The sequence below is a fragment of the Corynebacterium riegelii genome, from assembly GCF_016728505.1.
GTDB classification, from domain to species: domain Bacteria; phylum Actinomycetota; class Actinomycetes; order Mycobacteriales; family Mycobacteriaceae; genus Corynebacterium; species Corynebacterium riegelii.
This window is the reverse complement of sequence record NZ_CP068159.1, coordinates 287236-311131: the sequence shown is the minus strand read 5'-3', so window position 1 is coordinate 311131 and position 23896 is coordinate 287236. Positions and strand designations below refer to the sequence as shown.

Genomic DNA, 23896 nt, shown 5'->3' with positions numbered 1-23896 from the left:
CGCCGTCTCTGGCCGCAAAGTCCACGCGAGATATGCAACGCGGGACGAATAATGCGGGTCCGTATATATAAGGAGCGATAGATGTCCGCCATCGTCATTGTGGGTGCCCAGTGGGGAGACGAGGGGAAAGGTAAAGCTACCGATATCCTCGGCGGCCGGGTTGACTATGTGGTCAAACCCAACGGTGGGAACAACGCCGGCCACACCGTGGTTGTCGGCGGTGAAAAGTATGAGCTGAAGCTGCTTCCCGCCGGCGTGCTCAGTGAGAACGCCACCCCGATTCTTGGCAACGGCGTTGTGGTCAACCTTGAGGCGCTGTTTGAGGAGATTGACGGTCTGGAGGCCCGCGGCGCGAACGCTTCGCGCCTGCGTATCTCCGGCAACGCGCACTTGGTGGCGCCGTACCACCAGACGCTGGACCGCGTGCAGGAGCGTTTCCTGGGCAAGCGCGCGATTGGCACCACTGGCCGTGGTATCGGCCCGACCTATGCCGACAAGGTTGCCCGCGTTGGCCTGCGTGTGCAGGATATTTTCGACGAATCAATCCTGCGCCAAAAAATCGAATCCGCCCTGGATGTGAAGAACCAGATGCTGGTGAAGATGTACAACCGCCAGGCGATCTCGGTGGAGGAAACCATGGATTACTTCGGCCGCTATGGTGAGCGCTTAAAGCCGATGGTTATCGACGCTGAACGTGTCCTCAACACCGCCCTCGACGAAGGCAAGCACGTGCTTATGGAGGGCGGCCAGGCCACCATGCTGGACGTGGACCACGGCACCTACCCGTTCGTCACCTCCTCCAACCCGACAGCTGGCGGCGCCTGCGTTGGCGCGGGCATCGGCCCGACTCGCATCACGGGTGTGCTGGGCATTGTGAAGGCGTACACCACGCGTGTGGGCGCGGGGCCGTTCCCAACGGAGCTGTTTGACAAGTGGGGCGAGTTCCTGCAGGTTACCGGCGGTGAGGTTGGTGTGAATACGGGCCGTAAACGCCGCACCGGCTGGTACGACAGTGTGATTGCCCGTTACGCCTCCCGCGTTAACGGTTTTACGGACCTGTTCCTGACCAAGCTGGACGTGCTCACCGGCATCGGTGAGATCCCGATCTGCGTGGCATATGACGTGGACGGCAAGCGTTTCGACGAAATGCCTATGACCCAAACCGACTTCCACCACGCCGAGCCGATCTATGAGACCATGCCGGCCTGGGACGAGGACATCACGGAGTGCCGCACGTTTGAGGATCTGCCGCAGAAGGCGCAGGATTACGTGCTGCGTTTGGAGGAGCTCTCCGGCGCCCCGATCAGCTACATCGGTGTGGGCCCGGGCCGCGACCAGACGATCATGCGCCACGACGTCATGGAGCGCTAGGGGGCTGGGTTTACCTACCCGCTCTCAAGCGCAGCACGGATCGACTTAATCGGCAGTAGTAGGTGTAGCGGTTCGCCGGGCATCTCCCAAAAATCGGCATGGCGCAGGTAGAACTGTTTCGCGCTTTCGTCGTGTGCATGGATCAAAATTCCCATTGCACCCACGATGTCGGCGGCTGCGAGCGCACGCCGGAACATGTCTGCAAGCAGTGATCGGCCGACGCCTTTGCCCTGTGCGCGGGAGTCAACGGCGAAGCGAGCGAGGACAATCACCGGTACGTCATATGGTCTCGACCCGCCAGGCAGGTCTTTCGGCAGTGTTTCACGGCTAACCCCGCCTGAGGCGAGGGCGTAGTAGCCGACAACTTCATCGTTGAGCGTGGTTACGTACGTAACTGCGTTGTTGGCCCGCTGATTCCGCAGCGCAAACCGCTTGAGCCATTCGTCGAGACTATCTACTCCGCACGAGAAGTTTGAAAGGTGGTCGCCTTTCTTAATCCTGCGAGGTTCGTGCAGGATACCGTCAGTCAAGGGTGAACTCCTTGCCAAATACGGATTCAGAGGCGAGGAGGCGTGCCAGCTTCGTCCCATCGACTGGTGTGTCAAGAGCTTGCTCAAACTTTGCAAAGTCCTCTGCGTTCAGCTCGAACCAGCGGCGATCCGCTAGGACCTTCTCTGCTTCTGCCATTGCGCTTTTGAGGATGAATTCGGACACGGAAACCGCACGGACTTCCGCAGCCCGCTTAAGGCGCTGGTCTTGTTGGGCTGTTGTGCGGAGGTTGAGTCGCTTATCCTTTGTCAGTGTCATCGTAGTCCCCTACTTCTTCCCGAAATATTGTGTGAGTACAATGTACGTCATCTTTTGGAGGGGTGTAAAGGGTGTGCCATTGCTGGTCTTCATCCTGTTCCAGTACACGGATGTGTTTGCGCGGTACTGAGCTCAACACTTGGGGGCTGTGGGTGCTGATGATGAACTGCATGTTGGGGAATGTTGCCTGCAAACTAGGAACAACGCGGTGCTGCCACTCGGGATGAAGGTGCAGGTCAATATCGTCGATGAGCGCGATTCCGGATGCAAGCTTCGCAGCGTTTTCACCGTAATCAGGGTTGAGCTGTGATGCTCGCTTGGCCAGGTCAGCAACGAGGGAGACCATTGCACGCGTGCCATCGCTTAACGCTGAAATTGGCATCAGTCCGTGGTCTGGGTGGGAAATCGCCAGCTCCTCAAAGTGGAGGCTGTAGTGAAAGCCGGTCCAGCCTTCATCTGTCAGTACGGAGTCGACGGCATTTTCAATGCCTTGCACTCTCTTGCGGAGTGCTGCAATGCCTGCTGCACCCGTTTGCCGTTGCTCTTCTTGCAGTTGCGCGAGTGTGGCGGTTGCCATCCATTGTTCGAGTTTTTTGAAGTTTGATAGCGCTGACAAGCAATCCTGGTAGCCAACCGTACGGCTTAGTCCGGCGATCCTGCTTGCAAGGCCACCACGCAGCGCAAAGAGACGCTTCGAGCTGTAATAGGCGATCACCGGCAACTCCACCGCGGCCCTGTCATCGCGCAGTTTGTCGAGGAGGTCATTTGCGTATTCAGTTAGCTCGTGGGTACTTACGCTGGTCGTGCGACCGTTTGGTTTTCGAAGCTCTCGCCTAGATTGCGCATTGGGGTTGGCAAAAGTTGCGGTTACTGCAACCGGGAACTCTTGCTCGCGTTCAAACCCGTTTGTAGGCAAGTATCTTGCATCCGGTTGTTTGATGCTGGCAGATTGCCCAGGCATCAAGGTACCAACGAAGGGCTGTAGTGCGATTGTCGCGGCCTCGAGCACTGTCGTTTTTCCCTTGCCGTTGCGCGCGTTGATGAGCGTGAGGTCTGGCTCAAATTCCATCTCAAAATGCGCGAAGCGCCGGAAGTTATCCAGAGCAAGGGTGTGAATCTGCACGCTGCCGACTTTACTGTGAAGCGCTTTTGGCTACCACGACACGCGTTTAATTCACTGCTGCCTCCGTTAGGCACCCCGCCTTGGCGGAACACCCCGACCGCGCCCGAAACCCACATGCTGCAACACCCCGAGCGCTGCACCACCGCCGAGACCCACCACACCCGCCGAGCCCCGCCGCCACCCATAGATCACACGAATTGCCCCCAGATGTGGGTATGGTGCGACGATACCCGCCAAAAGCCCCACCACAAACTAAACCAAGCACAGACACAAACCCCTAACCAGCACTGATAGGGGCGTGACCTATCACCAAATTGGCTAAATCTATCTAACTGATAGCTGAGAATCCACTTTAAATTGCCTGCTCACAACCTGTAATAACGAACGAATAAAAACTGATAGCCCCCTTATTCAATTTTGAGCAACTAATTTCCTCAAGCTAACTTTGCCCGGTCTGTGAGAAGCCTGTGAGCAGGTTTCCCGCTTGGCCCCGCGTCTACGGATGGGCGTGGGTGTTATTGGAACTTTGATCCCTGAAGGGGAATTCATGCGAGGAATGAACATCGCGCGTCGTCGTGGAACGTCGATTGCCGCTGCAGCACTGTCGTTTGCGCTGATCGCACAAACCACACAGCCAGCACAACCAGCACACGCCGCACCAGCACCAGCACAGCAAGCCCAAGCCAAACCAGCCCAAGTCAAACCAGCCAAAGCACAGCAAGCACAGCAAGCCCTCCCGGTCACGGACACCGCGATTGAGTCTGAGGGCTTGGCCAACGCCCCGTTCACTATTTCGGGCACGGTGCGTGAGGTGTTCGCGCAGGCGGCTACGAACGCGGGTTTGGCGGATTACTCCAAGCCGATTGCTGGCGCGAAGGTGTATGCGCAGTGGAAGGAGGGTACTAGCGATGTCCGTTATTCGCCGGTCTACACCGCTACAACGAATGAGCAGGGTTCGTACGCCATTGAGATGAAGCCGTTTTTTGATGAGCTGAACCGTATGCGCGTGTTTGAGGCGGCCCGAACCACGGGCTCGGCGGGTCTCCAAGACATTGCCGGCAACCGCCGTCTGGATGGCTGGAACGAGAAGATCCGTGTGTGGGTTGAGTTGCCGGACGGCCAGAAGAAGGATCTGCGTCTGATGAATCACTATGCGTCGGCGTGGGCGCCGTCGCAGTCGGTGGCGGATAGCTCGCACATGGTGTCGTGGAACAGCAACTACAACGTTTCCAACTTGGATGTGAACTTCATCCGTAACACGGATTACACGTTGACTAAGCCGCGTGATCAGTGGGCGGTGTCCAATGAGGGCGACAATGCGGGCAGCCGTTTGGAGGGTTCAGTCAGTGGTGTTGTGTTCTGGAACTCTGCGGTCCCGAACGGCGCTCGTGACTCCGAATCGGCAGCGATCTTGGGCGGCGGCATCATCCAGGGCGAGCAGCGCGACTTGGTGCTTGCCGGCCAGGAGATCGTCGGCTCTTACCTGAGTGATGAAGCGATCCTTGCCATTGAGGAGCACGTGAAGCAGAACTTCGGCGGTCGAAAGCTGCGCGGCAGTGATTGGACGATTGCGGATGAGAACAAGATGCAGGAGTGGATCAACCAGCAGATCCAGACTGATCATCCGGAGTGGATTGCAGAGACGGTAACCACCACTACGGATGAAAACGGTGCGTACTGGCTCTACTTTAAGGGCATTTATGGTGATACCCGTAATAGCCGCTGGATCGTCCCGCAGGACAAGTTCCACACTCTCGCCGACGCTTGGCCTGAGGGTAATTGGAGCCAGGGTACGACCACGTCGAAGCACATCAACTTGGACTGGATGTACGTTGGCCCGGTTGATTTGCCGGACAACATTGGTGTGCAGTCTGGTTGGCAGTTCCAGCGTTGGATGAATGGTATTGATCCGGGCACGTGGTCTGGCGGCAAGAACGTTGCGGCCGGTAAGACCGAGGACTGGATGCAGGATTACCAGCGCGGCATGAACATTATTCTGAGCCCGGCGCCGTTGGATTTTGATGTGGTGAATTATGATTCGCAGCTGCATACGGCGCAGGCTGGGGATACTGCGGTGACTAAGGCTACGGGCATGCTTACGCATGAGAACCTGAAGTACGACATTGTGTGGACTGATCCCGCAGGTGAGGTTGTTGCGGAGCACAAGGATCTGAAGGTGGAGAATTACTCGCTGCCTTCTGCGGATTTCACGGTCCCGGCGGATTTGGAGGAAAACACTACGTACACGGCGACGCTGTGGGCGCAGGATGGTACGGGTAACCGTACGCCGCTTGCGTCGGATGCGTTTACGGCTGTGGTGAAGAAGTCGTTGCCTGTTGGATCGGTGGGGGAGGCGTACAGCCATGAGATCGCACCGGCGCCTGCGGACGGCGTTACATACAAGAACTTCCACGCTGAGGGCCTGCCGGAGGGTATGAGCATTGATCCGGCAACCGGCGTGATTTCGGGTACGCCGAAGAAGCCTGGCCGGTACCAGGTGAAGGTGGCTAATCAGGCTGAGCTGACCGTTGGGGATGCATCAGTGTCCACGGTGGAAAACTCGAAGGTCTATGACCTGTTTGTTACGGACACTATGCTTCACGACGCCACCGTGAACCAACCTTACGACCAAGCCGTTCTCCCCGAAGGTCTTCCTGAGGGCGCGGTGGTGCGAAACCTCAAGGTTGAGGGCCTGCCGGCTGGGTTGAAGTTTGATGCGACTGCCGGCACAATCACGGGCACTCCGACCGAGGTGTCCAAGGATGCTCCTTCGCAGGAGAAGCCGAATGTGACGGTGACGTATGACATTGTCATCCCGGCTGAGGAAGAAGGCGGCGAGCCGACGGTTGTGCAGGCTGGTCACGTTGATCGCGTGCCGCTGGTTGTGAAAGCCCAGGACCAGGCGGAGAATTTTGATCCGTCCTATGGCAGCACCAACGTAACTGCGGATACCCCGGCAGCCTCGGAGCCGACGTTCAAAGACAAGGACGGCAAGGACGTTGACGCTCCGGCAGACACCACGTTTGAGCTACCGGAGGATTTCAAGGCTCCGGAGGGCTACAAGGTTGAGGTTGATCCGGAAACCGGCGTTGTCACCGTAACGGTGGAGAATGATGAAGAGGGCAAGCCGAAGCTCAACGCGAATTCCAAGGAGGAGTTCGACGTCCCGGTAACCGTGACCTACCCGGATGGCACGAAGGATCACCCCACGGCGAACTTCAAGCTGGACACTGATGGTGACGGCACCCCAGATACCGAAGACGGTGATGATGACGGTGACGGTATTCCGGATGCGGAAGACAGCAACCCGAAGGTTCCTAACGCGAATGATCACTTCCAGCCTGAGTACGAGGGCGGCACCGGTGAGCCTGGCAAGGACGTGAAGGTTCCTGCCCCGAAGTTCAAGGACAAGAACGGTAACCCGACGACGGCTCCGGATGGCACGAAGTTCACCCTGGGCGAGAGCACCCCGGACGGTGTGACCATCGATGAGAAGACCGGTGCAATCACCGTCCCTGTCCCGGAGGGTGCGAAGCCTGGTGACAAGATCACGGTCCCGGTTGTTGTCACCTACCCGGATGGCTCGACTGATACCGTCGAGGTCGAGGTGACGGCTGAGAAGCCGGCTCCGACTATCAAGAAGGGTGACAACACCACTGTTCCGGCTGATGGTGACGAGCGCACTGTTGGCAAGGTTGAGAACCCGAATGGTGATGAGACCGGCAAGCTTGTCGACAACGACGACAATGAAATCCCGGGCTCCAAGGTCGAGATCGACGAAGACGGCAACGTTAAGGTGACGGTGCCCGAGGGTACTGATCCGCAGGATGCCAAGGTTGTTGTGACTGACAAGGACGGCAACCCGGTTGGCGAGATCGGTGTCGAGATCGTTGATCCGAACTCGGCTGCGGCGAAGAACGTCCCGGACTACGGCGATCGCAAGAACGTCGAGGCTGGCAAGACCGAGAAGTCTGATCCGTTTGAGGGCAAGACCGATGTTCCTGTGAAGGACGCAAAGGGCAAGCCGTCTGCTGGTTCCAAGGATTGGACCTTCAAGACTGGTGAGACCGACGGTGTTGTTGAGGCAACGGCTCCTGGCTACGACAAGGTCGCTGAGAAGATCAAGTCTGAGCTGCCGAACATTGATAGCAGCTGGGATAAGTTCAAGGAGATCTTTACTCCGTATGTTCGTCCGTCGGTAGTTGTTGACTTCACGTACAACGATGACTCCACCAACAGCGCAACGGCCAACTTCGATCTGGTTGGCAAGGACGGCAAGTTCTTGCTGGATCCGGAGGGTGACTTCGACGGTGATGGTGTCAACAACAAGGACGAGATCGAGAAGGGCTCCAACCCTGCCGATGAGAAGGACGTTCCGGATACCACTGCTCCGACGGTGAATCCGATTAAGCCTGGTGATAAGACCATCTCTGGTAAGGGCGATCGTCCGGGCGAGGACATCAAGGTTACGCTGCCGAACGGTAAGGTCATTGAGACCACCACCGATGAGAATGGCAACTGGTCTGTTGACGTTCCGTCTGATGTTGATCTGAATACTGGTGACACCATCACCGTTACCGATGCTGCTGGTAACAAGGCCACCGCAAAGGTTGGCATCGACACCGGCAAGTGCGTCGCCACCGCCCTCGGGTTTGGTCTGCCGCTGATTGCACTGTTGCCGATTGGCCTGGCCACCCAGATCGACCTGCCGGGGCTTACCCCGATTGCCAATGAGGTCTCGGCTCGCCTGGAGCAGACGAACTCGCAGATCCAGCAGCAGTTAGGTGTGTTTAACCCGCAGATGGCTGGCCAGGTTGCTGAGGTCAACGCCCGCTTGAAGGAGGTCGGCGCGGATCTGGCGATGGTTGCCGCAGGTATCGCACTGATCGCCGCAGGCATTTTGGCTGGCACGCTGATCTATGACAACTGCGCGCCGGGTGGCGGCTTCAACTCCTCGGTGAAGGACGCGAAGCTCAAGGGTTCCTCCGGCAAGGAGTACACGCTCTCCTCCTAAGCTGATAAAACTCACCCCGGTGTCGCACTCTCGGCATCGGGGTTTGGGCGTTTTAGCTTATCGACGCCCACGTAACATCAAATAACGCTACAACCGGAATATATGTCATGGGCATGATTTAACTCCGGCATTCTGTGGGCGTGACCAGCGTTTAAAGCGTGACCTGTCACCTACGTCCACAGGAGCTATTTTTATTCACTGTTAATTTACTGTGATCATATCTTGCAAAAGTGAGGATTTGCAGTGAGTAAGGGCGAAACTAGTTCAGTAGTTACCCAAGCGTAAGTAAGTAAAATTTCAGGAAACCTTGAGTGGATAGTTTTGTGAAACTAAGCTTCGGCGGTGCGAGAGGAACCTATCACGTAGGTGCTCTGCTCGAACTACACAGAACCACTCCGAACCACTTACGTCCTGGAGGATTTTCATGCAGGGAATGAACATTGCACGCCGGCGGGGCACGTCGGTAGCTGCCGCGGCACTGTCGCTTGCTTTGATTGTCCCGTTTGCCCAGCCGGTAGTGAGCCCGGCTGCCGCACCGGCCGCTGTCGCGCAGGAAGCGCAGGAGGCGCAGGCATCGCCAACGGTGAATCCCGAGAGCAAGATCATTGACGCAGACATGATCGCCAGCGGCCGCGTCACTAAAGCTGCGAACCTGACGGATGCCCACGGTGTAGGCAAGGGCCTGATCTCCGGTCACGTGTACTTGACTGGCGTGGCAGGTAACCCGGGCGCAGCCTATGACAACGGCAACGTGAAGCTGGATGGCATCACCGTCTACGCGCAGTTCCGTGACAAGGACGGTTCTTACTCCCCGATCTTCAGCGCGAAGACGCACACGCTGCCAGACGTGGTCGGCGGCAACGGCGGCCAGGGCACCTTCGCTTTCGGTACCGGCGATACGGGCATTACCTGGACCGACAAGCTGGGACGCGAGCACACCTACACCGCCCGCACGGACCAGATGCACCGCATCTGGGTGGAGCCGTTCACCAATGAGCGCGGCAACCGGGTTGAGATGTTCCGCCAGGCCAACGGCTTCGTGCCGGGTTCGTTCAACCTGCCAGCCGATGCCCCGCTTGGCTCCTTCGTTGCTAGCGACGGCAACATGCAGCTTACGGCAGCGTTCCTGCGTGAGGTCGCGCCGAATCACAAGGAAAGCTGGCTGGCTGCCAAGGGCGACAAGCTCGTTGAGGACCCGGAGGGGCCGATCGCCTCAGCTTCGACGCAGACGAAGGTTCCGAACACTGTGTCCGGTCGCGTGTGGCTGGAGACCGGTGGCCCCGATAAGGGCATCGTGGCAACCGGTCCGGCGTTTAACAGCATTGATGAGCCGGCTGATGGCTACACCGTGTACGCATCCACCCTGACCAAGGACGGTGCGGCAGCGAACCAGAAGCTGCGTGAGACGTACAAGAATGATCCGGACAAGATCGCCCAGGCAACCAAGGAAATGCTTGAGGCGCACCCCGAGTACATTCTCAAGACCGTCTACGGTAAGACCGATCCAGACGGCTGGTACACCCTCCGCTTCGGTAACTACGAGAAGGGCCAGATTCGTGAGGACATCCTTAACCCGAACCACCTGTTCGTGTGGGTGGAGGACAAGAACGGCGTGGTCCAGAACGGCTACACCGGCTTCCATACGCCAACTTTCCAGCGCTTCAACTTTGGTGGTAACTTCCGCCCCGCCGCAAGCCCTGGTGAGAACCAGCTGCCGATCAACTACAACGGCGTCCCGTTCCAGAATCTGAACTCGCTGTACAACGTCCACTACGCGATCATGCCGTACGCACCGGCGTCTATTACGGCTGATTACAACGCAACGGACAAGCCGGCCGCGCCGGGTGTGACCGTAACACCGGAGCTTCATGGCACGGTGTCCAGTGCAACGTCGAAGGTGGAGTGGCGCGACGTCAACGGGAAGGTCCTGAAGGCCTGTGACATTGACCAGTCCAAGTCCGCCAAGGAGCAGGTCGCAGCGTGCACCTTCGACATTCCGCAGGATGCTAAGAAGGGCGATTACTTCAACGTTGTCTTGGTGTCTGGTGGCAATGACGTTTCCGCTTGGACGGTGCTGGTTACTCGTGACGCTGATGAGTTCGAGCCTGCCTACGAGCCTAAGCTTGTCGTCCCGGGCAAGGAGACGAAGTCTTCGCCGACCTTCACCAAGACGGACGATGAGGGCAACCCGACCGAGGAAACGGTCAAGGCGCCCGAGGGCACCACGTTCGCTATCCCGGAGGACTTCAATGCTCCCGACGGCTACGTCGTTGAGATCAACGAGAACACCGGCGAGATCACTGTGACCTTCCCGGACAAGTCCAAGTTGAACAAGGACACGGTCGAGGAGTTCGACGTTCCGGTGACAGTGACCTACCCGGACAGCTCTACCGATGACGCGAAGGCGAACTTCAAGCTGGACACCGACGGTGACGGTACGCCCGACCTTGAAGACGATGACGATGACAACGATGGCATCCCGGACGACAAGGAGATCGACGACAACACTAACCCGAAGGTTCCGAACCAGAACCTGGAGTACGAGCCGGAGTATGAAGATGGCTCCGGTAAGCCGGGTGAGGATGTCACAATTGACAAGCCTGACTTCAAGGACAAGGACGGCAACCCGACCACGGCTCCGGACGGCACGACGTTTACCCCGGGTGACAACGCACCCGATGGTGTGAAGGTCGACGAGAACACCGGCGAGATCACCGTCACCATTCCGAAGGACGCAAAGCCTGGCGACAAGATCACCGTTCCGGTTGTTGTGACCTACCCGGATGGCTCCAAGGACAACGTTGACGTCACCGTCACGGTGGAGCAGCCGGATAACCCGGATACCCCGCCGGCGAAGGACAACGAGAACTACGAGCCTGGGTACGAGGACGGCTCCGGTAAGCCGGGTGAGGATGTCACAATCGACAAGCCTGTCTTCAAGGACAAGGACGGCAACCCGACCACGGCTCCGGACGGCACCACGTTCACGCCGGGTGACAACGCACCCGATGGTGTGAAGGTCGACGAGAACACCGGTGAGATCACCGTTACCATCCCGGAGGATGCGAAGCCTGGCGACAAGATCACCGTTCCGGTCGTTGTCACCTACCCGGATGGCTCTAAGGACAACGTTGATGTGACTGTTACGGTTGAGGATCCGGATGCCAAGCAGAACGAAGAGTTCGAGCCTGGCTACGAGGACGGCTCCGGTAAGCCGGGTGAGGATGTCACAATCGACAAGCCTGTCTTCAAGGACAAGGACGGCAACCCGACCACGGCTCCGGACGGCACCACGTTCACGCCGGGTGACAACGCGCCGGACGGTGTCAAGGCCAACGAGAACACCGGCGAGATCACCGTCACCATCCCGGAGGACGCGAAGCCGGGTGACAAGATCACCGTTCCGGTCGTTGTCACCTACCCGGATGGCTCTAAGGACAACGTTGATGTGACTGTTACGGTGGAGCAGCCGGATACCCCGCCGACGAAGGACAACGAGAACTACGAGCCTGGCTACGAGGACGGTTCCGGCAAGCCTGGTGAGGACGTAAAGATTGACAAGCCTGTCTTCAAGGACAAGGACGGCAAGGAGACCACCCCGCCGGAGGGCACCAAGTTTGAGAAGGGCGAAGGCGCACCTGAGGGCGTGACGGTTCACGAGGATGGCTCGATCACCGTCAAGGTCCCGAAGGACGCAAAGCCTGGTGACAAGATCACCGTCCCCGTCACCGTCACCTACCCGGATGGCTCCAAAGACAACGTCGAGGTAACCGTCACAGTCGAGCAGCCGAACGTCGGAGACCGTGACAAGCCGGAGATCGACACCGGCAAGTGCATCGCCAGCGCCCTCGGTTTCGGCCTTCCAATGATCGCACTGCTGCCGCTTGGACTGGCTTCCCAGGTTGATGTCCCGGGCTTGACTCCGATCGCGAATGAATTGTCGGCGCGCCTGGAGCAAGCGAACTCCCAGATCCAGCAGCAGATCGGTGTGTATAACCCACAGTTGGCCGGCCAGGTGGCGGAAATCAACGCCCGTCTGAAGTCCGTCGGTGCGGATCTGTTCACGGTGGCCACCAGCCTCGCGTTGATCACCGCTGGCATCCTGACCGGCACGATGATCTACAAGAACTGCGTGCCGGATGGCACTACAGATGTCACGGTCGAAGACCTGAAGCTGAAGGGCTCCTCGGGCAAGGAGTACGAGTTGTCTTCGAAAAAGGACAACACCGCCACCAACAACAACTAAGCCCACGCAGTAGCCCCTCCTAGATACCTGCAGGCAACGAACCCCGGCGCAATAAGGTAACCAAAACGCCAAAGCGCCGGGGTTTCGTCTGCCCAACACCCCGAGTTTTAATATCCAAACCCATACCTACAGGTGCAATAATCAACAGCCATGAATAACCGGATCCTGGTTCTGGGCACGGGCCCGGTCGCCTACCAGCTTGCAGAGGCCTACCGTCAACTGGGCTTTTGGCCCACCATCGACACCACGCAGGTGCTTACAGAACTCCTGAACACCCATCCGGACAACCGTCCAGCACTGATCGCGGTGGTGGAAGAACAGGTGCTCGATACTGAGGCGCTTGAAACCCTTGAGCAGCTTGAGCAGCAAGAAACCCGCGTCGTTCCCTCCAGTCACGCCTGTGAGCTTGCCACGGACCGTGAGGCGCTCCGCACTAAAGCCAGCGAAGAACTCGGCCTACCAACGCTGGCGTACAAACTGGCCACCACCAAAGAAGAAATCGAACAGGCGGCAGAAGAAATCGGTTTCCCGCTGATTCTCAAACCCACGAAGGGCCGCGGCCAGCACGTGGCCACCACCACAGAAGAACTCAACCACCCGTTTGGCAACCGTGAGCTGATGGTGGAGCGCTACATCGAGTTTGATTATGAGGTCACCATCCTCACGGTCCGCTCCATTGATCCGAAGACGGGCCAGTTGGCCACGTGGTTCTGTGAGCCGATCGGTACTCGTCATGAGGGCGCCAGGCTTGTAGAGTCCTGGCAACCGGCCGCGCTCACCGATGCCGCGCGTGACAACGCCCGCTCCATCGCCGCCCGCATCACTGGCGCGTTGGGCGGCCACGGCCTGTTCGCCATCGAACTGTTCGTAGATGGGGAAGAGGTGTACTTCTCCCAGGCCACGCCCCTGCCCGGCATGGACGGCATGCTCACGTGCGCAACCCAGCGTTTTGATCAGTGTGAGCTCTTCGCCCGCGCTTCGCTGCTTTTGCCTATAGACGTCACGTTAACCTCCCCCGGCGCCTCCCACCTCAAATACCGCCTGGGGGATCCGACGTTGCTGGCGAAGGCGCTGTCTGTAGATGAAACCCGCGTCCAGGTGCTCGACGGCGCCGTGGCCGCCCATGCGACCGCGGACACGATCGATGAAGCGCGAGACCGCGCACAGGAAGCTTTAAGCTAACCTTCCGTGACCGCCTCTCGTCCCATTGGTCCGTTCCTTCTGCCCCCGTTATAGGGTAAAAGCTCTGAACGCTACCTGAAATGTAATCCTAATCATTTGGTCGTACATTATGGCCTTGAGTGAACATTGCCGCTGATCAGCGCTAAAAGATAGGTGAACTGTCACGCACTCAGTAAATGTTTACCTTTAGGAAACCTGTATCGGGCTGCGGGTCATGGATTTTCCCTCTGAAATTCCTGGAAGCCTCTCCAGTCTCAAGTAGTTGCGGCTAACTAATGTCCAGAAACCTTTGAGCATTTAGTTTGTGGATACTACGCTTTGTCAGTGTGAGGGTTACCTATCACTTAGGTGCTCTGCTCGGCCCTGCGCCTGAAGGTGGGCGTGGGGGACCTTGGAACTATTGATCCCTGGAGGGGAAATACATGCAAGGAAAGAACATCGCACGTCGTCGCGGTACATCCGTGGCTGCTGCTGCACTGTCGTTGGCGTTGATCGCACCGTTCGCACAACCGGTGGCAAACCCGGCAGCCGCACCGGCTGCGGTCGCGCAGGAGAATGCGCCGGCTGCGGACCCGGCTAACCAGATCATTGATGCTGACATGATCGCCAGCGGCCGTGTCACGAAGCCCGCTAACCTTACCGACGCTCACGGTGTCGGTAAGGGCCTGATCTCCGGTCACGTGTACCTGACTAGCCCAAAGGGCAACCCGGGTGCTTCGTACGACAACGGCAACGTGAAACTCAATGGCATTACCGTCTACGCGCAGTTCCGTGACAAGGACGGCTCCTACTCGCCGATTTTCAGTGCGAAGACGCACAACCTTGAAGGAGCTCTCGTCGGTGGTAATGGTGGCGAGGGTACCTTCGCCTTTGGTACCGGCGATAAGGGTATTACCTGGACCGACAAGCTTGGCAAGGAGCACACCTGGTCGGCTCGCACGGACCAGCAGCACCGTATCTGGGTGGAGCCGTGGGTGAACGAGCGTGGCAACCGCGTTGAGATGTTCCGTCAGGCTAACGGTTGGACGCCGGGTTCCTTCAACGGTGTTGTTGATGGCCCGATGGGCTCCTTCGTCGCAGCTGACGGCAACATGCAGCTGATGGCCGCGTTCATGCGCGAAATTCCGCCAAGCCACGAGACCAGCTGGATGGCCGCCAAGGGTGACAAGCTCGTTGAGGACCCTAAGGGTCCTATTGACGCGGCGGCTGTTCAGCTCGGGGAATCAAACGTCCTTTCGGGCCGGGTGTGGCTTGAAACTGGTGGTAGCCCAGACTGGGGCTTCCCGGCAACTGGCCCGAAGGCGGAATCTAAGGACCCGGCGGCTGATGGCTACACCGTGTTCGCATCGACCCTGACGAAGGACGGTGCTGCGGCAAACAAGGCTCTCCACGCGAAGTTCAAGAACGACCCGGACAAGCTGTCTGAAGAGACGAAGAAGATGCTCGAGGCTCACCCCGAGTACATCCTCAAGACGGTTTACGGCAAGACCGACCCAGAGGGCAACTACTCGCTGCGTTTCGGTGACTACACGGATCCGTCTCATACCCGCGAGGACTACCTCAACCCAGACCACGTGTTCGTGTGGGTGGAGAACCCGAAGGGTGAGGTCCAGGGTGGCTACACGGGCTTCCACACCCCGATCTTCCAGCGCTTTAATGCGGGCGGTAACTTCAAACCGGCGGATGCGGCTCCTGCTGAAAACCAGACCGTCACGTCGCGCATTGAGGACCAGGGAAAGCCCCGCTACGGCAAGCCAGTCAACTCGATTTACAACGTCCGCCACGCGCTCATGCCGTACGCTCCGGTGTCGATCACGGCTGACTACAACGCGACCGACAAGCCTGCTTCCCCGGGCGTCACGGTGACCCCGGAGTTCAGCGGCGAGCTGTCGCCTCTTCCGTCGAAGATTGAATGGCGCGACAAGGCCGGCAAGGTCGTCAAGACTTGCGACCTCGACCAGTCGAAGAACGCTAAGGATCAGGTTGCTGCGTGCACCTTCGACATCCCAAAGGATGCCAAGAAGGGTGACGTCTACAACGTTGTTGTTGTCTCCGGTAATAACGACGTTGCCGCATGGTCCGTTCTGGTGACCAAGGATGCGGACGAGCTCGACCCGTCCTACGAGGACAAGCTTGTTGTTCCGGGTACGGAGACGAAGTCGTCCCCAACCTTTACCAAGGTTGACGGGGAAGGTAAGCCGACTGAGGAGAAGGTTGACACTCCTAAGGGCTCCAAGTTCGAAATCGGTAAGGACTTCAAGGCTCCTGAGGGTTATGAAGTCAAGATTGACGATAACACCGGTGAGATCACGGTGACGTATCCGGATAAGTCGAAGCTGAACAAGGACACCACGGAAGAGTTTGATGTTCCGGTGACGGTGACGTATCTGGATGGCAGCAAGGATGACGCGAAGGCGAAGTTCAAGCTGGATACCGATGGTGATGGTAAGCCTGATACCGAGGATGAGGATGACGATAATGACGGCATCCCGGATGGTGAGGACAACAACCCGAAGATTCCGAACCAGAACCTGGACTACGAGCCTGCTTACGAAGAGAAGCTCGTTGTTCCGGGTGAAGAGACGAAGTCTTCTCCGACCTTTACTGATAAGGAAGGTAAGGACGCTAAGGCTCCTAAGGGCTCCAAGTTCGAAATCGGTAAGGACTTCAAGGCTCCTGAGGGTTATGAAGTCAAGATTGACGATAACACCGGTGAGATCACGGTGACGTTCCCGGATAAGTTGAAGCTGAACAAGGACACCACGGAGGAGTTCGAGGTTCCGGTTGAGGTGACCTACCCGGATGGCACCAAGGACGACGCTAAGGCGAAGTTCAAACTGGACACCGATGGTGACGGTAAGCCTGACACCGAGGACGAGGATGACGATAACGACGGCATCCCGGACGAGCAAGACAGCAACCCGAAGATTCCTAACCAGAACACGGTCTACGAGCCTGAATACAAGGGTGGCAACGGTAAGCCGGGTAGCGACGTCAAGATCGATAAGCCGACCTTCAAGGATAAGGATGGCAAGGAGACCACTCCGCCGGAGGGCACGAAGTTCGATAAGGGCGAGGATGCTCCTGAGGGTGTGACTGTCAATGAGGATGGTTCGATCACCGTTAAGGTTCCTGGGGATGCGAAGCCGGGTGACAAGATCACGGTCCCGGTTGAGGTGACTTACCCGGATGGCTCCAAGGACAACGTTGATGTGACCGTCACGGTTACGGATCCGGATGCCAAGGACAACGAGACTTTCGAGCCTGGCTACGAGGCTGGTTCTGGTAAGCCGGGTGAGGATGTGACGGTTCCTGCTCCTGAGTTCAAGGACAAGGACGGTAATCCGACGACGGCTCCGGATGGCACGAAGTTCACCCCGGGTGAGGGTGCACCTGATGGTGTGAAGGTCGATGAGAACACCGGTGAGATCACTGTTCCGGTTCCGGAGGATGCGAAGCCGGGTGACAAGATCACTGTTCCGGTTGAGGTGACTTACCCGGATGGTTCGAAGGACAACGTCGACGTCACCGTCACGGTCGAGGAGCCGACCAAGAAACCGGATTGGGATGACACCTCTACAACTCCGGACAAGCCGGTGACGATCCCGAAGAAGGATGGTTCTGGTGATGTTCCGGAAGGCTCCACGGTCGAGGTTAAAGGTCCTGGTACCGCTGAGATCACCACTGATGGTTCCATCACTGTGACTCCGGGTGAGAATGCGAAGCCTGGTGACAAGATCACGGTGACCGTCAAGGGCGAGGACGGCAAAGAGCTCGACACGATTGTCGTCGACATCGTTGATCCGTGGAAGGACAAGGAAACCTACCCGAAGGAGTCCGTCACGGTTCCCAAGGAAGATGGCTTCACGGTTCCGGAAGGCTCCACGCTTGAGGTTGAGGGTCCGGGCAAGGCTGAGCTTCTTCCGAACGGTGACATCAAGGTGACGCCGAATGACGATGCCAAGGTCGATGATGAGATCAAGGTGACCGTCAAGGACAAGGACGGCAATAAGGTTGATGACTTCACTGTGAAGATCGTCGAGAAGCCGATTAGCTCCTCCGAGCGCAAGGGCTGCACCGAGTCCCTGATTGGCTTTGGTCTGCCGCTGATCGCACTGCTGCCAATTGGTCTGGCTACCCAGATGGATATCCCGGGTGTCACCCCGATTGCTAATGAGGTTTCGAGTCGTATCGAGCAGGCGAATTCTCAGATTCAGCAGCAGCTGGGTGTGTTTAACCCGCAGATGGCTGGTCAGGTTGCTGAGATCAATGCTCGCCTGAAGGAAGTCGGTGCAGACCTGTCCACGGTTGCTGCTGGTATTGCCCTGATTGCTGCAGGTATCTTGGCTGGCACGCTGATCTATGACAACTGCTCCCCGAACGGTGGCTTCAACTCTTCCGTGAAGGATCTGGAGTTGAAGGGTTCTTCCGGTAAGACGCACGAGCTGTCTTCGAAGAAGCAAGACAACAAGCAGTAACAGCTACTTGTAGCTGACTGCCAACCCCGGTGTTGTAGGGAATCACCTCCCTGTGGCACCGGGGTTTCGCATATTTATGGTTTCGGAGACTCGGCTTTGCTGGACCTTGAGGCATTGGATGGGCGGATTTGTCTTCGTAGTTGGGTAGCAGTTACGACCTAACAAGCCGGCGTCGTGTAGGCAGATGGTCGAGAAAAATGGCAGGTTTTTCACAAGGTCCTATTGGCGGTTGATGCAACGTGCCGTCTTGAGCGGGGACTCAGGGTCGCTTTATCTTGTGGGGGTGTTGGATAAAAAACACTCGCAAATGAAAAGGTGTCGACAGTAGCGATCTGGGAACGAGGGGAAACGCTAAACGGAGCAAGCAACGCCTGGCCGGTGGAAGCACCACAAATGATCTGAAGCAGGATGTTGGGACAATTCAACGAGAGATACACCATAAGGGCGATGATCTTTGTATCTGTCCGCCGTCTGCATTTCCCCAGTAGTAAGCATGACGGCTTGTGGGGCCGATTCACGGTTGCTGATTGTCTTGTCTCGGTGATGTAGAGGCTGAGCGGTGCTGGGCCAGTGGGGAGAGGACTTTTACCGTCGACGCAAGAGGCGAGAAGTGCAACTGGCGTTGCTGGACTGCGTCCGTCGCTACGTGATGCTGCGCTTGCCGGTTGCGCATGGTGTCAGCGGCAATAAAGCTCCTGAAGTGGACGGCAACAGGCTCGACTGACAGATAGACAACGGAAGTATATTTACAACCCCAGGTAAAGCGAGTTGTCGAGAGGCTAAATTCGAGCACGAACTAAACAGCGTCACGGCGATTGCTGGCGTTCGGTCCAGGAGCTGTCTATGAGGTAAGGCTCATCTTCGATCTTGATAAACCGGCTATGAATACCCCCCGGAATAGGGTGATTTTGGGTCAATTGTTTCGTCGCTGGGTGCGAACGGTTTTGATGACGTGTCCCCCAGTGGTAAAAGCTGCCATCCACCTGTGATTTTTCTAAGTTATGCGTGTTATGGAAACGGAATTTGTGGACCTTTGGAGGTCAGTTGGGGGTTCTTTGGAGATTGCTGTTAGTTGAATTATTGCAGGTCAAAAATTTAGGTATAGCTAAACGTTTCCTATGTCTAATAGTCGCACCAGATTGAGTATATATTTTGCCCTGGCTAACCTTGCATGACGTGGGTGAGAGGCGGTTTGGCCGCAACTCTCCGATCAGCCCTGCGCCTAAAAGTGGGCGTAGGGACCTTGAAACCATTAATCCCTGGAGGGAAATACATGCAAGGAAAGAACATCACCCGCCGCCGCGGCACTAGCATCGCGGCTGCTGCTTTGTCATTGGCGCTTGTTGCGCCGGCTGTTCAGCCGGTTGTCGCGCCGCAGTTCGGAGCAGTTGCTAATGCTCAGACTTCGGGCACGGTTGCTGCTACCCCGGCCACGGATCCGTCTAAGTTGATCGAAGCTGATGGCATCGCGAATGGTTATGTCACAAAGCGATTCGATATGACCAACGCTTTCGCGACGCTTTCTGGTCTCGTCGGCCTGAAAGAAACGAGTGCGTCGTCTTCCCTGAAGGGAACCATGGGCGTCAATGACGTTACGGTGTACATGCAGTTTAAGGATGTCGACGGCACGATTTCTCCGATCTATTCCACGAAGTCACACCAGCTTGGCGGCACCAGCGGTAACTACGTGTTTGATCTTCGTGCGAAGGACAAAGACGGCAATCTGCTTTCCCACCCGGACAGCCCTGTGCCGGGCGGCGAGTATTCTTTCGTCGATGCTAACGGTAAACCTCACATCTTCCGCGCTGAGCGCGATCAGGAGTACCGTATTTGGGTTGATTCCCCGCTGAAGAATGAGGAAACCGGCAACGACCTGACTTACGTGCGCCAAGCAGGTGGTGGCGTGCCAGGTGCATGGACACGTGCCGTCGTGGCAAAAGCCAGAAACGGTGCGTTCTACCTTGAGGGCAACAACATGCAGCGCACCGGTGTGTTCTTGGAGGAGCGCGCGCCGAGCGTTTCGGAAAACTCCTACATGGTGAGCCCGAAGTTTTCCATGGATGAGGAAGGCTGGCACCAGCCTTCCGGCACTAAGGCTCCGCGTTATTCCTACTTCGGCAGGGTTTGGTCCGATGCGGAAGGTGGTCCGGACCGTAACGAGGTCGGCCCGCTTTATTTCTGGAAGGGTGATCAGCCGATTGAGGGTGCGAAGGTCTATGCCTCGGTTCTTTCCGACGAAGGCATTGCGGAGTTCGAGCGCCTGGCAATTGCCGATAAGCCGTACCGTGAGCAGGCGGCCGCTACCAAGGCCATGATCGAAAACATGCGCGCGAACGGCAAGGAGCCGATCCTTAAGACCGTTGGTGCCGAAACCAATGCGGATGGCCGTTACACGATCCGCATGGGCGATGACATCGGACGTCGTATGAAGGATTACACGTACATCTGGGCTGAGAAGGACGGTAAGGTCCTCAACTCCTTCAGCGGCTTCCCCACGCCTGTCTTCCAAAGTGTAAATGCCAACTCGGGTGAGAACCCGAACTCCGACGGCGCAGTTGGCATCGCAAGTTTTACCAACCACCGTTGGTACAACATCAACTTCGCTGAGGTGCAGGCCGACATCACACACTTGGACATCGTTAATTACGATTCCTACCTCAACCCGGCAGATCTTCCGGAAGGCATCAATAATCTTGAGCCGGCGAAGATCAATTTGACGGGCGCACTGCCGTTCTCTGGTGATAACAAGATCCGTTGGATTGATCCGGATGGAAAGCAGATTGGCGAAGATTGCGCGGTCGATACCCTGGCGGACGCAGCTAACTGCTCTCTGGCTCCCGAAGATTTCAAGAACCCGGGCACCTATGTGGCACAGCTGGTCAACGCTTACGACGTCGTCGTTGGTCAGGACTCCTTCATCGCGATCGACAAGGTCCGCCAGAACGGTGAATTCGAGCCGCAGTATGAGGACGCTACTGCTCCTGCCGGTGAGAAGACCACAGTGGAAGCACCGAAGGACAAGGACGGCAAGGAGATTCCGGAAGGAACCACCTTCGAGCAGGCCGGTCAGGTGACTGATCGGGAGGGCAACAAGATCGACAAGCCCGAGTGGATCACAGTTAATCCCGATGGTTCGATCGAGGTTGTGCCGCCTGCAGATGCCAAGCCCGGCGACTACACCATCCCAGTCGTGGTAACTTACCCGGATGGTTCCCGTGAGACGATTACGGCGAAGGTCACGGTCAAGAAGGAAGAAGCTGCTCCCACTAAGACCACGGTTGATGATTCGAATGTGAAGCCGGTTGATCCGACTGAGGACAAGCAGGGCACTGGCATCATCGTCAACAACCCAGATAAGGACACCAAGGTCTCCGCGAAGGATGAGGACGGCAAGGATATCCCTGTCGTAATCAATCCGGACACTGGTGAAATTGAGGTCACCCCGGGTAAGGACGTTGATGGTCCGATCAATGTGGTCGTTGAGGATCCGGATCTGACGGATGGCAAGGTCAAGGTTGAGGTTCCGGTTAATGGTCACGAGAAGGATCGTGATGACAACAACTCTGACAAGACTCCGGGTAACCCATCGGTGAACACGACGCCTGAGACGGTTATCGAGGGCCAGCCGATCAAGCCGTTCGATACCGCGAAGGACGTTCCGGAAGGCGGCAAGGTTGAGGTTGAGAACCTGCCTGGTGGTCTGGAGGTCGACCCGAAGACCGGTAAGGTCACGGGTACCCCGGATAAGATCACTGATTGGGGTAAGGAAGAGGAAGAGCGTGAAGTAACTGTCACGGTTGTCGTCAAGGACAAGGACGGCAACGAGGTTGCCAAGGAAGACAAGGTCATCAAGGTCCAGCGTGACACCGATGGTGATGGCACCCCGGATATCACCGACACTGATGATGATGGTGACGGCGTTTCCGATGAGGATGAGAAGAAGGCTGGAACCGATCCGAAGGATCCGAACTCTGTTCCGCCATCGATCATTCCGGGCAAGAGCACCGATCAGGTGCCGGCTAATGGTGAGCCGAAGACCTTGGATGACAAGGTTAAGAACCCGACTGAGGGTATGACTGGTGATGTCCTGGATAAGGACGGTAACCCGATCGAGAATGCCAAGGTTGAGGTTGATCCGAACACTGGTGAGATCAAGGTGACGGTGCCGGAGGGTACTGACCCACAGGATGGCAAGGTTGTCATTAGGGACAAGAACAGCAACCCGGTTGGCGAGATCGATATCAAGATCGTGGATCCGAAGTCGGATGCTGCGAAGAACACTCCGAACTACGGCGATCGCAAGGACGTCGAGGCTGGTGAGACCGAGTCGTCTGATCCGTTTGAGGGCAAGACCGATGTTCCTGTGAAGGACGCAAAGGGCAAGCCGTCTGCTGGTTCCGGCGATTGGACCTTCAAGACTGGTGAGACCGACGGTGTTGTTGAGGCAACGGCTCCTGGCTACGACAAGGTCGCTGAGAAGATCAAGTCTGAGCTGCCGAACATCGATAGCAGCTGGGATAAGTTCAAGGAGATCTTTACCCCGTACGTTCGTCCGTCGGTAGATGTTGACTTCACCTACAACGATGGTTCGGAGAACTCCGCAACCGCGGACTTTGACCTGGTTGGCAAGGACGGTAAGTCCCTGCTGGATCCGAACGGCGACTTCGACGGTGATGGTATCTCCAACAAGGACGAGATCGAGAAGGGTTCTAACCCGGCTGATGAGGAGTCGACGCCGGATGAGGCCGCACCGACTGTGGATCCGGTGAAGCCTGGTGATAAGAAGATCACTGGTAAGGATGATCGTCCGAACACTGAGATCACTGTGACCTTCCCGGATGGCACCAAGAAGAAGGTGACCACCGACAAGGACGGCAACTGGTCTGTTGATGTTCCGGAGGGTACGGACCTGAACCACGGTGACAAGATCAAGGTCACCGATGAAGCAGGTAACGAAACCCCCGTTGAGGTCAAGGACACCGACAAGCCGACCATCAACGAGATTAAGCCTGGTGATAAGACCATCTCCGGTAAGGGCGACCGTCCGGGTGAGGACATCAAGGTCACGCTGCCGAACGGTAAGGTCATTGAGACCACGACCGATGAAAATGGCAACTGGTCTGTTGACGTTCCGTCTGATGTTGATCTGAAGACTGGCGACACCATCACCGTTACCGATGCTGCTGGTAACAAGGCCACCGCAAAGGTTGGCATCGACACCGGCAAGTGTGTTGCTACCACCCTTGGCTTCGGTCTGCCGCTGATTGCACTGCTGCCGATTGGTCTGGCTACCCAGATGGATATCCCGGGTGTCACTCCGATTGCTAATGAGGTCTCGGCTCGTCTGGAGCAGGCGAACTCCCAGATTCAGCAGCAGCTGGGTATCTTCAACCCGCAGATGGCTGGTCAGGTTGCTGAGATTAATGCTCGCCTGAAGGAGGTCGGTGGTGACCTGTCTATGGTTGCTGCTGGTATCGCTCTGATTGCTGCAGGCATTCTGGCTGGCACGTTGATCTACGACAACTGCTCCCCGAACGGTGGCTTCAACTCCTCCGTGAAGGACCTGGAGCTGAAGGGTTCTTCCGGTAAGACGCACGAGCTGTCTTCGAAGAAGCAGGGTGAGGATAAGAAGCCCTCTGCTCAGAAGTAGGACCGCTTTCGTGTAGCTGCTTGTA

General features: G+C 57.2%; 9 protein-coding genes. 6 read left to right on the top strand and 3 right to left on the bottom strand.

What is annotated here, in order from left to right; translation table 11 throughout:
• The first annotated feature begins 81 nt into the window (after positions 1-81).
• Positions 82-1371, top strand: coding sequence for an adenylosuccinate synthase (locus I6I71_RS01475; RefSeq protein ID WP_201821734.1), 1290 nt, complete (start codon positions 82-84; stop codon positions 1369-1371).
• A gap of 14 nt (positions 1372-1385) precedes the next feature.
• On the opposite strand, the gene I6I71_RS01470 is transcribed toward I6I71_RS01475, so the two are convergent.
• From I6I71_RS01470 to I6I71_RS01460, 3 genes are read right to left on the bottom strand one after another with little or no spacing between them, the layout of a single operon-like run.
• On the bottom strand, positions 1386-1901 hold the full coding sequence (locus I6I71_RS01470) for a GNAT family N-acetyltransferase (RefSeq protein WP_201821733.1): 516 nt from the start codon (positions 1899-1901) through the stop codon (positions 1386-1388).
• The gene (locus I6I71_RS01465) at positions 1894-2178 is read right to left on the bottom strand and encodes a type II toxin-antitoxin system TacA family antitoxin (protein ID WP_070494841.1); all 285 of its coding nucleotides are present in this window, start codon (positions 2176-2178) and stop codon (positions 1894-1896) included. The genes I6I71_RS01470 and I6I71_RS01465 overlap by 8 nt, the downstream gene beginning before the upstream one ends.
• The gene (locus I6I71_RS01460) at positions 2159-3301 is read right to left on the bottom strand and encodes an AAA family ATPase (RefSeq protein ID WP_201821731.1); all 1143 of its coding nucleotides are present in this window, start codon (positions 3299-3301) and stop codon (positions 2159-2161) included. The genes I6I71_RS01465 and I6I71_RS01460 overlap by 20 nt, the downstream gene beginning before the upstream one ends.
• 547 nt (positions 3302-3848) lie before the next feature.
• Between I6I71_RS01460 and I6I71_RS01455 the strand changes: the two genes are divergently transcribed.
• The 5 genes from I6I71_RS01455 to I6I71_RS01435 all read left to right on the top strand — a co-directional run bounded on the left by I6I71_RS01455 (position 3849) and on the right by I6I71_RS01435 (position 23871).
• Positions 3849-8315, top strand: a complete 4467-nt coding sequence (locus I6I71_RS01455; RefSeq protein WP_201821729.1) for a YPDG domain-containing protein — start codon at positions 3849-3851, stop codon at positions 8313-8315.
• 424 nt (positions 8316-8739) lie between these two features.
• The gene (locus I6I71_RS01450) at positions 8740-12561 is read left to right on the top strand and encodes a YPDG domain-containing protein (protein ID WP_201821727.1); all 3822 of its coding nucleotides are present in this window, start codon (positions 8740-8742) and stop codon (positions 12559-12561) included.
• A gap of 150 nt (positions 12562-12711) precedes the next feature.
• Positions 12712-13743, top strand: coding sequence for an ATP-grasp domain-containing protein (locus I6I71_RS01445; RefSeq protein ID WP_201821725.1), 1032 nt, complete (start codon positions 12712-12714; stop codon positions 13741-13743).
• A gap of 422 nt (positions 13744-14165) precedes the next feature.
• Positions 14166-18221, top strand: a complete 4056-nt coding sequence (locus tag I6I71_RS01440) for a YPDG domain-containing protein (protein ID WP_201821724.1) — start codon at positions 14166-14168, stop codon at positions 18219-18221.
• Positions 18222-19494: 1273 nt separating this feature from the next.
• Positions 19495-23871, top strand: coding sequence for a Rib/alpha-like domain-containing protein (locus I6I71_RS01435; RefSeq protein ID WP_201821722.1), 4377 nt, complete (start codon positions 19495-19497; stop codon positions 23869-23871).
• Positions 23872-23896: the final 25 nt, after the last annotated feature.

Coding starts and splice junctions, on each gene's coding strand:
- I6I71_RS01435 (WP_201821722.1), top strand. CDS start 19,495: ATGCAAGGAAAGAACATCACCCGCCGCCGCGGCACTAGCATCGCGGCT.
- I6I71_RS01440 (WP_201821724.1), top strand. CDS start 14,166: ATGCAAGGAAAGAACATCGCACGTCGTCGCGGTACATCCGTGGCTGCT.
- I6I71_RS01450 (WP_201821727.1), top strand. CDS start 8,740: ATGCAGGGAATGAACATTGCACGCCGGCGGGGCACGTCGGTAGCTGCC.
- I6I71_RS01475 (WP_201821734.1), top strand. CDS start 82: ATGTCCGCCATCGTCATTGTGGGTGCCCAGTGGGGAGACGAGGGGAAA.
- I6I71_RS01465 (WP_070494841.1), bottom strand. CDS start 2,178: ATGACACTGACAAAGGATAAGCGACTCAACCTCCGCACAACAGCCCAA.
- I6I71_RS01455 (WP_201821729.1), top strand. CDS start 3,849: ATGCGAGGAATGAACATCGCGCGTCGTCGTGGAACGTCGATTGCCGCT.
- I6I71_RS01445 (WP_201821725.1), top strand. CDS start 12,712: ATGAATAACCGGATCCTGGTTCTGGGCACGGGCCCGGTCGCCTACCAG.